Here is an 11,825-nt window from a genome sequence, read left to right on the forward strand (position 1 = left end):
GGAAAAACGTAATTGTTGTCCTTGTTTAAAATAAAGTAGTTTTATCGTTTATTCTATGCGCAAATGATAACAAAAATTAATTTTCACTTTGTTTCTATCTTGTTTTTTGTTTTCTTTGCCAAAAGTAAGGAATGTTTATGAGGTAAAAACTTAAAAACTGATTCAAAAAAATCAGTTACGATTAAGTTTACAATTGAACTGAGAACTTGATAATACTTTATCAACACATTTTTATTACAAAAAAGATTATTAAAAACATGAGATTCTTTTTATTAGCAATCTGTTGTGCCATTTTAGGCTGTAGCAGTAAAGAACAAGATTTACGAATATACGTATCAGGAAAAGTGTCGAACGAATCTGGAGAAGGAATATCAAATGTCAAGATTCAAATTTTACGTGGGAAGATAGGGCATTACGCTGCGACGAGATATTCGAACTATGAGACGATTCGTACCAATCATAAAGGAGAGTTTAACTATACAATCCAAAATGACACCTATGTGTACAAAATCTGTTGTGAATTACCTTCGGGTTATCAATCTGTCACACCTTCATGTAAGGAAATTGATCACAGCATCGTCAACGGAGGTACTATCTTCAACGTAATCAGTTTCAAATTGGTAAAATAATAAGTTTCTGCATAAAGGGTAATAGCATTTAATCAGCACAATAGAATATTTTCACCCCAAAAATTCTGGAATTTTGTTTACTTGATTTTTAAATACTAGCTTTGCCCCCGTTACTACTTTCACTCCACGCCTCAAAATAATAAATTCCATATAAGAATGAAACAATTATTTTTTATTATACTAATTATCAGTAGTATACCTATTTTAGCACAAGATTTGGACGAAATCAATACCGATCGACCAGACCAGAGTGAAGGGGTCTATACACTATCTCACAAGAAATTACAGTTTGAGAACGGATTTACGTTCGCAGAGAATTCTTTTGCGGATAATTTGATGCTACGCTATGGTTTATGGCAAGGAACAGAAGTACGTTTTTCCACGGATATTTCAAAAATAAAGAGTGAAAAGTGGCAAGTTGGCAATCTTTTTGTAAGCGTAAAACAACATCTATTATCTGAAAATGAATGGATTCCATCAATCACCTTGGTTGGATATGGAGGATATGATTTCAGAGACAAAACCTTTAAACCCGATGTATGTTTAGCCTTTGAAAACACCTTATCAGAACAATTTTTACTGGCATACAATATCGGGACAGCAGAAAAGTTTCAGAACCTAACCACCACATTCCAAGTAGGATATGCTCCTTTGAAAGAAGTATATCTTTTTGTAGAATATTTTGCTGTTTTCAATGCAGAAACACTCCCTTCACACAACATTGACACAGGAGTTTTATATATGTTGAACCCTAAATTTCAGATAGATGTTGCTTTTGGACGTGCTTTGTTCAGTTCTTCAGCGGACTTTTTTGTAACCACGGGGTTTTCGTACCTCTTTTGATTGAGGCAACCCTAAAAACTCTGTGTGAAAGAAAACTAAAGACAGATCCTATAAGTCAGAAATCACAAAGTGATTCCGTTCGCAACAACCCTTAGGTAGGATGTATTATGCTTTTGAAGTCAACGACTTGAAAAAAACAAACCCAAATCCTAATGTTAGCATACAATGGAAAGGGAACATCCCGAAATCATTCAATCGAACGGCACTGTACAATCCGAAAATGAAATATATCATCAGCATGAATTCAAAAATCATGTTTGGAGACAGTTTTGTATTGATATATTTGTTGTTTTTCCAACTATCGGAAAGTGAACTGATATTAAACTTAGGAGTTCTCACAAACTCACTTTTTTTACCAGTATGCCCTTCCAAAACAGCAATAGTGTTGTGGAATGAAAATCCTAATGCTACTGAGAAAAATGTAAAAAATAGTGTGACATAACTCAGGAAATCGTCGAAGGTTTTGCCTTGCAGATTTTTATAGGTTACCCAATAGCAAATAAAAAGGATAATGGTACTTAGAATAAAGAAACTGGTTATTTGAAATAGCCAATCCAAATGCCCATAGGTATTTTTGATGTAAAGTACGGGAATACTGAGTATCGAAACGATGAATACCCACAGAAACATTGAGCTATTAAGCAAATGCATCACTCCATGGAATTTGGTTTTCCAACCAATATTTTTTGAAGACAGCACTCGCATCATCGATTTTCTGAAATTTTCAGCTCCTCCTTTGTTCCAACGGAACTGTTGCGAACGAGCTGCTGAAATAACCACAGGCAACTCAGCAGGAGTTTCAACATCTTCTAAATATTTGAATTTCCAATTTTTAAGTTGTGCGCGATAGCTGAGGTCTAAGTCTTCGGTTAGGGTGTCGCCTTCCCAATTTCCCGCATCATAAATACATTCCTTCCTCCAAATACCCGCCGTTCCGTTGAAGTTTATGAAATGTCCTTTTGAGCTTCGACCTACTTGTTCCAATGTAAAATGAACATCTAAGGCCAAGGCTTGAATCCTAGTTAGGATGGAGTAGTTTCGGTTTAAATGCCCCCAACGAGTTTGAACTACGCCTATTTCAGGATCCTTGAAGTAAATGATTGTTTTTTTTAGCCAATCGGGCTGTGGCATAAAATCCGCATCAAAAATAGCAATGAAATCTCCTTTGGCTATAGCCGTTCCTTCTTTCAAAGCTCCTGCTTTAAAGCCTTGGCGATTGGCTCGGCGAATATGCTGAATATCTAACCCTGTTTTTTGAAGATCTTCCACAATAGCTGCTGTTTCAATCACAGACTCATCCGTAGAATCATCCAGCACCTGTATTTCCAATTTATTTTTTGGGTACTCCAATTGGGCGATATTTTCCAACAACCGTTTTACTACATATTTTTCATTGTACAAAGGTAACTGAATCGTTACATACGGTATTTCCTTAGGATCGAGCAGATTGAATTTGGGTGACTCATCATTTTGTTTTCTGTGTTTCAGATAGTTGAATAATAGATTAAGCATTGAGAGGCTATACAAAAAAATCAGTATTAATGCCACTGTGTAAATCGCAACAAGGGTGTAATTGATAATCAACTCCATAGGGTACTCAAATGTTAGTAAGAAATATTTTGCAAAGATATGTATTTTGTCTTACGCTGAGATTTTTTCTGTATTTTTTTGGAAGAAAATGAGAAATTAATTCTCTAATCAGTTAATTTTTCGTTAATTATTCTACGAACTAAAAAACAATGCTTATCTTTGCCTCACTAATATAACACGAAAAAAAGATGAAGAAATTTACATTTCTATTGTTTGCCATGCTTTTGGTTGCTTGTGGAGGGAACAAACCCAAGGAATCAAGAGTCGCAAACAAAACAATTAAAGGGGAGTGGATATTGGAATCCGTAACCTACAACCAAACAGGAAAATATGACATCACTTTGTTGAACGACACTTCCAAAGAATGTTTCGAGGGAAGTAAATGGAAATTCGTTCCGAACAACAATCGTGGAACATATTCGATTGAGAATGGAGATTGTTCAACGGGACAACGTAACTTCGTTTTCACAGTACAAGAAATTGATAAGTCATCAGGCTATTACGATTTTTTACTGAAACCAACCAATGAAAAATATCAGTCGGAAACGAATCAGGGGATTCGTATGCACTTGGCATATCTTTCTGACGATAAAATGACTTGGGAACAGACCTTACGCGTTGATGGTAAGCCTTTTGTTATTTCGATGAACTTTGTAAAATAGCTAAAAAACTTAAATAGACTTTTAAACAGATGAAAAAAATAGGAATCGTGTTGCTTTCTGCAACTATGTTAATGGGGTGTGATGCCTACAATAACTCGAACAAAACACAACGTGCAGCAGTAATAGGAGCAGCCGGAGGAGCTTTATTGGGAGCTATCTTAGGAAATAATGTCAAAGGAGGTAGCAGTGAAATCGGAGCCGTTATCGGAACGGTGGTTGGTGGTGCAGCAGGAGCTGTTATCGGAAACCAGATGGATAAACAAGCTAAAAAGATTGAAGAAGAAATTCCTGGAGCTGAAGTAAAACGTGTTGATGATGGAATCATCGTAACGTTTGATGAAAACAGTGGTGTTTATTTCGACACTAACAAATCGGATGTGAATGTGGCTTCACAAGAAACATTGAACAAGTTAGTCGATGTACTTAAAGAGTATGTTGAGACTAATGTAATTATTATCGGACACACAGATAGCTCAGGAAGTGATACTTATAACATGAAATTATCCGAAAGAAGAGCAAAATCTGTGACAGATTACTTCATTAAACAAGGTTTAAAATCAGATCGTTTCACTACAAAATGGTTTGGAGAAGAACAACCGACACACGACAACTCTACTGCTGAAGGTCGTGCTAAAAATAGACGTGTGAATGTGGTAATTGTTCCAAACGAAAAAATGAAGGAACAAGCTCAAAAAGAAGCAGGACAATAATTCTAAATATTTTTAAACGTAAAATTAAAGAGGGAAACTGTTCGAAAATTTTCGAACAGTTTCTTTTTTACAACCTTACATACAATCAAGAGAAGAGATTTACAAGTACAGTTCCAACCGAATAAAAAACATCCTCGTTTAAATTTATGTTACGGTCAAATTTCGTAACTTTGCCCTCGTATGATGCACGAGGTTTACATATCATTAGGAAGTAATATTGGCGACAGGAAAAGATTTCTGCAAGATGCTGTAAACGCTATAAATGAAAAAATAGGAAGCGTAAGGAATATTTCATCAATTTATGAAACGCCTTCATGGGGTTTTGAAGGTGAAGCGTTTTTCAATGTATGCTTATTGTTAAAAACTTGGTTGACACCTACCGAGGTTTTGACAGAACTTTTGAATATTGAGAGACAGCTCGGAAGAGTTCGGTCGAGCTTAAAAAAGGGGTATCAATCGCGATGCATCGATCTGGATATATTACTTTTCGATGACATCACATTGAATACGAACGAATTGACTATTCCACACCCACAGCTTCCAAATCGTAAATTTGTTTTGTTTCCGTTAGCAGAAATTGCTTCAGAAAAAAAACATCCTGTAATTCAGAAGAGCATCGCAACGCTAAAAGATGAGACATCCGACACTTCGGATATCCAAAAAATAACTGAAAAACTTATCTCTCCAAGATTCAATTCGCCTTTTGCGAACTACAATTATATTGCCATTGAAGGAAACATTGGAGCAGGAAAGACAACCTTAGCAACCAAAATTGCAGAAGATTTCAACGCAAAACTCATTTTAGAACGCTTTTCCGACAATCCGTTTTTACCAAAGTTTTATGAAAACCCAAAACGTTATGGGTTCACTCTTGAAATGTCCTTTCTTACGGAAAGGTATCAGGCCGTTTCTGAACAATTGATGCAGTTGGATCTATTCAAGCAATTTGTGGTATCTGACTACGATATTTTTAAATCTTTAATTTTCTCAAAAGTCACCCTAACCGAAGATGAATTTATTCTATACAGAAAATTGTTTTACATACTGCATAATCAAATTATAAAACCCGATTTATACGTATATTTATACCAAAATACAGACAGATTGATTGAAAATATCGCAAAAAGAGGACGATCTTATGAGAAAAACATATCTGCGGACTATCTAAAACGTATTCAGGAAGAGTATTTATCGTTTATTCAACAAAGTAATATGGAAAATACACTTATTATTGACATTACGTGCTTGGATTTTGTCAAAAATAAGGAAGATTACGATTATATAATTCAAAAAATAAGCAATTTTTCAAAATAGAAACGTAAAACCTCAGCTTTTAGCAACTCCTTCTGACAATAAAATATTGAATTGGAGGTAAAATTACATTACTATTTTGAACGGTGTAATTTTCGTTTCAAGTCACAACATAAAACTCTGATTATTATATGCTTACACCTGTTTTATCAACAAAAAAATTAAATCTTGACCAACAAAATAGATTATTAAACAAGGGGTATCAGTTGGTAGAATGGGATTTTATTACTACTGAATATATTGATATTCAATTGGACAGAATAGGAAATCTTTTGCTTTTTACAAGTCAAAACGCCGTGAAGAGTATACTCAGAAACAGAAACATTGACTCTCTGAAGCAAATTACAACAATCTGTGTAGGTGAAAAAACAGCTGATTTATTGACAAGAAATGGTTGGAAAGTACTTTGTTATAGAGAATATGCAACGGAATTAGGAGACTATATACTGCAAAATCACACTGAAGATAACATCACATTTTTCTGTGGAAATCTGCGTAGAGATGTACTACCTAATATATTAAAAAACAACAATATAACACATAAAGAATACGAAGTATATCGCACAAATTTTTGTTCTCGTCAAATTGAAATTCCTATCAAAGCTATTCTATTCTTTAGTCCCTCAGGTGTGATAAGTTATATGCAGAAAAACCTCATTTCGGATCAAATTTGCTTTTGTATTGGGACAACCACAGCTAATGAGGCATCGAAATACACAAAAAACGTAGTTATTGCCAAGAAGCCTACGATTGATTGTGTTATAGATGCGTGTACTGGATATTTTGAGAAGGATTATAGAGAAGTTAATGATGGCAAAGCCATTTAACGACTTTTAAAAAAAATCTCCTGTTTGAAATCTTTCGTTTATTTTTTCATATTCAAACATCTAAATTTCTGTAATCATCTCTTTAGACTTTTGCAGAAAGAATTTCTTACAAGGAGATTTTAAATTAACTTTAATTTTTCGTTGCAAAGATAGTGTTATTTTTTATCAATCCACATATTATAGCGAATTTTATAGTAAAATTAACATTTTTTACAATTGAATGAATAAAATATTCTCATAAAAACGTCTCAAATTACCTTTTTTGATTATTTTTTAGAATATTTCATTGAAGAAATATAATTTGAGAATATGACTTACAAGTTTTTCATGTTGAGAATTTTGATTCGCCATTCCTTCTTTGGTTTGCTGAAAGTTTATATGTGTAGTGAATTTAAAATAATTTGTTTTCCGTATCTTTGCCTTCGTGAAAAAATAAAGCAATGAAAAAAGTACTTATCACGGGCGGAGCAGGTTTTTTAGGTTCGCATCTATGCGAACGTTTCCTTACAGAGGGTTTTTATGTCATCGCTATGGATAATTTAATCACCGGAGACATCAAAAACATAGAGCATCTGTTACCTGACCCTAACTTCGAATTTCAACATTACGACGTAACCAAATTTGTACACGTTCCGGGAAATTTAGATTATATCCTACATTTTGCCTCTCCTGCAAGTCCAATTGATTATCTCAAAATACCTATACACACGCTCAAAGTAGGTTCTATCGGCACATACAATTTATTGGAATTGGCCAAAAATAAAAAAGCTCGTATCCTAATAGCTTCGACCTCTGAAGTTTATGGAGACCCCTTGGTGCATCCGCAATCGGAGGAATACTACGGAAATGTAAGCACTATTGGGCCTCGTGGAGTATATGACGAAGCCAAACGTTTCATGGAATCCATCACTATGGCATACCATCGTTCTTACGGATTGGAAACACGTATCGCGCGGATTTTCAACACGTATGGGGAACGTATGCGACTGAATGATGGACGCGTAATACCTGCCTTTATCGGACAAGTGCTTCGAGGTGAAGACCTTACCATTTTTGGCAATGGAGAGCAAACACGTTCTTTCTGTTACGTAAGTGACCAAATTGAAGGTATTTTTCGATTACTGATGAGCGACTATATTTATCCTATAAACATCGGTAATCCAGAAGAAATTTCTATCAATCAGTTCGCTCAAGAAATTTTAGAAATTACTCAAACTCAACAGAAAATCACTTATCTACCTCTACCAGAAAATGATCCTCTACAACGACAACCCGATATTAGCAAAGCACGGGAAATTCTGGGCTGGGAACCTCGTATAAGCCGAAAAGAAGGGATGCTACGGACGTATAACTACTTCAAATCATTACCTAAAGAAGAACTTCTTAAAAAGGAACATCGAAATTTTGAAGATTATTTATAACCTCCACTAATCATAAAAAATTCAACTCTTCTGGCGTTGGTAAAAAAGAGACGTGTCTCATCTCTAACTAAAATACAATTTGTATTTCTTCTTTGTAGTATTGTAGCGTAGCGTTAAGACTTGTCGTCCACCCATCTACAAAGATTTTACCGTTATTTTTGGAAATATCTTTAATGACGTTAGTAAAATAATCTTCACTAATGCGTTGACTGTTGGTAATGTAATAATAATGACCGATTTTGTATATACAATCCTTTAAAACCTCCTGTGGCACTTGGCTTGGCTCGTCTAAACCTACTTTGAAAATCATTGTATAGATACGCGAAAGGGCATCGTTGTGTAGGGTGGGCAACACGATTTGTCCGTTTTTGTCTTGGGTGAGTTTTGGGGCGTTGGTATGGTCAAAGACTTTAAAGCCGTAGTCCTCGCCCAATTCCTCTCCCCCCACCCTCTCCGAAAGAGAGGGAGCTTTTCCTTTATTAGAAGTCCCTCCTTCGGAGGGATTTAGGGAGGATACTCTCCTCAAACGCTCGATGGTGATGCTGGATATTACAGGCGGTAGGTCGTTGTCTATACAAAACTGATAGGCAGGCTTACCCTCGGCGATAGGCTCGTCTATCTGACAAAGGATAAACTTGCGGTTACCCCCATCTTCGGCATTAAGTGCCATTACGGCGTGTCCCGTGGTGCCCGAACCTGCGAAAAAATCAAGGATGATATCATTGTCTTGGGTACAAGAACTTATAATATCGTATACAAATTTAACTCCCTTTGGATAAGAAAAATACTCTACCAATTCCATTTCTTTTAATTCTTTGGTGGCTACTTGGTTCATATACTTGTTATCTGTAAAGTTCAAACTATCCAATGTACTATCCAAAGTTTTAAGGTCCTTTAAATATCTTTTATAGATAAATCCTCTTTCATCGGGTTTATGTTCTTTTTTAAAACAGATACGTCCTTCATCTATGTGTTTTTGAATCGTGTTTTTAGAAAACCTCCAAAACATTCCTTTTGGTGGATAATCTTCCTTACCTGTATAAGGGTTAATTACTGGGAAATAACCATTTTGAAAGTTCCCAGACTTGGCTGATGGGTCAGTAACAGCCCACCTGCCATTAGGGTCATTGTCTGGATTGGTATATTTTGTAGTATCTTTAAGACCTCCCTTCAGACGGTCTATTTTTTCGATATTTTTAGCATAACATAGTAAAAATTCGTGTTGATAATTTACGCCAGTTTTTGCGTCATTTGTTGTGGACTTTGTTTTACGAATAAAATCCGCCACAAAATTTTCTTCCCCAAAGATTTCATCGCAAAGGATTTTGAGGTTGGCTTGTTCGTTGTCGTCAATAGAGATAAAAATCACGCCGTCTTTTGCGAGTAGGTCGCGTGCCAATAGGAGGCGTGGGTACATAAAGGCGAGCCATCCGTTGTGGCTTTTTTTGGTTTTAAAGCTAAATTCCATACGGTCAAAATCCTCATCAGAAAGGCTTTCGGCAATGCCCAATACTTCGGCTTCGTGGCGGTCAAACTTATCGGGGTAAACAAACTCATCGCTACTGGTATTGTAGGGCGGGTCTATATAGATGCACTTTATCTTACCGCTATAATGGGGTTTTAGCAGTTTTAGGCTATCGAGGTTATCGCCTTTGAGTACCATATTTTGGGTAGTGTCGATATTCTTGCTTAGTGTTCGGTTGAGCAACAATTCTTTTTGAGTTTCTTGTGCGTATTTGGCACGCGCCACGCCACGCCCTACAAAGTTCAGCCCGTAGCCATTTACTTTTTCGTCAATGGGCAATCCTAAAATGGCTTTGAATTCAGTAAAATTGAGTTCGCCGTCTTTCAGTACTTGTGGATAGTGTTCTTTTATAAAATCTATCAATTTATTTTCCTTGTTTTCTGTGTCTAATACAGAAAAACCTTGTTGTATGAATGTTTGTTTATCGTTCATTTTTTTTCTTTTTTCGGTGGTAGAAAATTTTCACCTGTTATTACGCTTTTTCCTGTTTTTTGTTCTAGTTCTTTTCGTGCATTTTTGGCAATTGCTCCACCTTTTTTACTGGCTTGGGCGTTTTGGTTTACTCCCTTTGCGTTTTCACTTTCAGCAATTTGCCTCGTAGAAAGTTCAGCCAAAGCGGTAAAAAGTAGCTCTGCCTCACTCATATGGTCTCGTAAGTTTTGACTTTTAAGTCCTTTGAGTTCTTTGTGTTTTTTCACACTTAGCCCTGTCCATTCTTGGTGTATAATGTTAGTCAAATACGCAAAATCTTTCTTTTCTTCTATGCCTGATTCCTTCCAATAATCGGTGAGCTTGTTGCGGGTTTCTTGCCCTGTCATTCGCTGTTGAATCCACTTTTCGGAACGCCCCATTTTTTGCCAATTTTCTCTGGCTCGGTCTATGCTTTGGCTGGGGTCTTGAATTTCTTGAAGGCGTTCGTACCCCACTTTTGCCAACCATTGTTTAAAGGGTTCTGCTTTGGGGCTGGGTATAGACTGAATAAGGCGGAAAATTTGCTCTACATTGCCTACATCGGTCTTACGCATCTTGCCATCTTCAGCTTCCAATTTCAACTGGTTACAATTTGTAACCGTTTCGTTTCCTTCTTTTATAAGTCTATTTTTTAGCACTTTCCAATAATTCCTCGCCCCTTGATAATGTGGCTGGTCAGTAAGTATTCCTACAATATCAATGATTGAGAAATACCATACTTCCTCTTGTTCGTTGTAATGGCTACGGACTTTTTTGGTTTCAAATAGTTTTATTTCTTGCATTGTTTTAATGTTTTAAAAGGTTACTCAATTATTTCTTCCTGCTTTCTTTTTTGGCTTGTTTTTCCAATTGATGGAGGGTTTCTAGATAGCTTTCCTCTACGCTAGAAAGCGTTTTGGCGTTGTACTTTCGGTATTCGGTGAGGGCTTTTTCTTTGGCTTTATCGGTGGAGATTTTTCCTGCATCGGTCAGGATTTTTCGCCCTGTAGAGGAGAGGATATTGTCTAGCTCTCGTACATAATCTGCCATTTTCATTTCTCGCTCTTCGATGGCGTTGAGCTCTGCCAAATCAAAATACGCCGCTACCAAATTGTTGAGTACTTTGAGTTCTTGCTCTTTGAGGTAATTTTTGGCAATCATTGCTTCGGCTTGTGTGGGTTGTGAGCCTTTGAAATTCATTAGCCCAGCAAAGGGTTTGTTGCTATCCACGCGATAATAAATCACTTCGCTTGCGGTGTTGCCGTGTGCGGCGTAGTGGAGTTTGTTCTGCACGATTTTGAAAAAATCTTGACTCACTTTGCTCTTGGGGTCGTAGTCGGTAGCGGTGGCGTACAAGTCCAGTACTTGCCGATACATTACTTTTTCGGACGAACGAATATCGCGGATTCTGTCTAAAAGTTCTTTCCAATGATTGCCACCGCCGAGGTTTTTCAGGCGTTCGTCATTGAGGGTAAAGCCTTTTACGATGTATTCTTTGAGACGCTCTGTAGCCCAAATACGGAATTTAGTAGCAATGTGCGATTTGATACGATAGCCTAAGGAGATAATCATATCGAGGTTGTAATGCACTACATTGTAGGTTTTGCCATCGGTGGCAGTTGTTCGGAATTTCCGAACAACTGAATTTTCCTGCAATTCTCCTTCCTCAAAGATATGACTAATATGCTCACTTACATTCGATTTACTTGTTTGGTAAAGCTCTACTAATTGCTGTTGTGTGAGCCAAATATTTTCGTCTTCCAAACGGACTTTCAGTTGGTTATCTTCGGTGGTTTGGTAGATGATGATTTGTTTATTTTGGTTTTCCATTTTCTTTTTACTATTTTTCAGACTTTG

At 36.5% G+C, this 11,825-nt stretch carries 11 protein-coding genes; 7 read left to right on the plus strand and 4 right to left on the minus strand.

Annotated features, from left to right (window positions below; all coding sequences use genetic code 11):
* Positions 1-257 precede the first annotated feature (257 nt).
* Entirely contained in the window at positions 258-629 is a 372-nt protein-coding gene (locus ACF3OB_RS05945) for a hypothetical protein (RefSeq protein ID WP_392447038.1), read from the plus strand.
* 156 nt (positions 630-785) lie between these two features.
* Positions 786-1,472: a transporter gene (locus tag ACF3OB_RS05950; RefSeq protein WP_392447039.1), complete on the plus strand. Its 687-nt coding sequence runs from the start codon at positions 786-788 to the stop codon at positions 1,470-1,472.
* Between the two features lie 105 nt (positions 1,473-1,577).
* On the opposite strand, the gene ACF3OB_RS05955 is transcribed toward ACF3OB_RS05950, so the two are convergent.
* Complete coding sequence (locus tag ACF3OB_RS05955) at positions 1,578-3,062, minus strand: cellulose synthase family protein (RefSeq protein WP_392447041.1); 1,485 nt, start codon at positions 3,060-3,062, stop codon at positions 1,578-1,580.
* Between the two features lie 188 nt (positions 3,063-3,250).
* On the opposite strand from ACF3OB_RS05955, the gene ACF3OB_RS05960 reads away from it, so the two are divergent.
* The 5 genes from ACF3OB_RS05960 to ACF3OB_RS05980 all read left to right on the plus strand — a co-directional run bounded on the left by ACF3OB_RS05960 (position 3,251) and on the right by ACF3OB_RS05980 (position 7,993).
* On the plus strand, positions 3,251-3,724 hold the full coding sequence (locus tag ACF3OB_RS05960; RefSeq protein ID WP_042005743.1) for a lipocalin family protein: 474 nt from the start codon (positions 3,251-3,253) through the stop codon (positions 3,722-3,724).
* 29 nt (positions 3,725-3,753) lie between these two features.
* Positions 3,754-4,434 (plus strand): OmpA family protein, encoded by a 681-nt coding sequence (locus ACF3OB_RS05965; protein WP_212895746.1) that lies wholly within the window; start codon positions 3,754-3,756, stop codon positions 4,432-4,434.
* Positions 4,435-4,614: 180 nt separating this feature from the next.
* A complete protein-coding gene (folK, locus tag ACF3OB_RS05970) occupies positions 4,615-5,748 on the plus strand; it encodes a 2-amino-4-hydroxy-6-hydroxymethyldihydropteridine diphosphokinase (protein WP_042344640.1) in 1,134 nt (377 codons plus the stop codon).
* 128 nt (positions 5,749-5,876) lie between these two features.
* On the plus strand, positions 5,877-6,572 hold the full coding sequence (locus ACF3OB_RS05975; RefSeq protein ID WP_095912149.1) for a uroporphyrinogen-III synthase: 696 nt from the start codon (positions 5,877-5,879) through the stop codon (positions 6,570-6,572).
* A gap of 440 nt (positions 6,573-7,012) precedes the next feature.
* Positions 7,013-7,993: a UDP-glucuronic acid decarboxylase family protein gene (locus ACF3OB_RS05980; protein WP_042005735.1), complete on the plus strand. Its 981-nt coding sequence runs from the start codon at positions 7,013-7,015 to the stop codon at positions 7,991-7,993.
* Between the two features lie 67 nt (positions 7,994-8,060).
* Here ACF3OB_RS05980 and ACF3OB_RS05985 read toward each other — a convergent pair whose 3' ends face one another.
* From ACF3OB_RS05985 to ACF3OB_RS05995, 3 genes are read right to left on the minus strand one after another with little or no spacing between them, the layout of a single operon-like run.
* A complete protein-coding gene (locus ACF3OB_RS05985; RefSeq protein WP_392447043.1) occupies positions 8,061-9,950 on the minus strand; it encodes a site-specific DNA-methyltransferase in 1,890 nt (629 codons plus the stop codon).
* Positions 9,947-10,771, minus strand: coding sequence for a Bro-N domain-containing protein (locus ACF3OB_RS05990; RefSeq protein ID WP_042347462.1), 825 nt, complete (start codon positions 10,769-10,771; stop codon positions 9,947-9,949). The genes ACF3OB_RS05985 and ACF3OB_RS05990 overlap by 4 nt, the downstream gene beginning before the upstream one ends.
* Before the next feature lie 28 nt (positions 10,772-10,799).
* Positions 10,800-11,798: a virulence RhuM family protein gene (locus tag ACF3OB_RS05995; RefSeq protein WP_095893737.1), complete on the minus strand. Its 999-nt coding sequence runs from the start codon at positions 11,796-11,798 to the stop codon at positions 10,800-10,802.
* Positions 11,799-11,825: the final 27 nt, after the last annotated feature.

The sequence above is a fragment of the Capnocytophaga canis genome, from assembly GCF_043187445.1.
Taxonomy (GTDB): Bacteria; Bacteroidota; Bacteroidia; order Flavobacteriales; family Flavobacteriaceae; genus Capnocytophaga; species Capnocytophaga canis.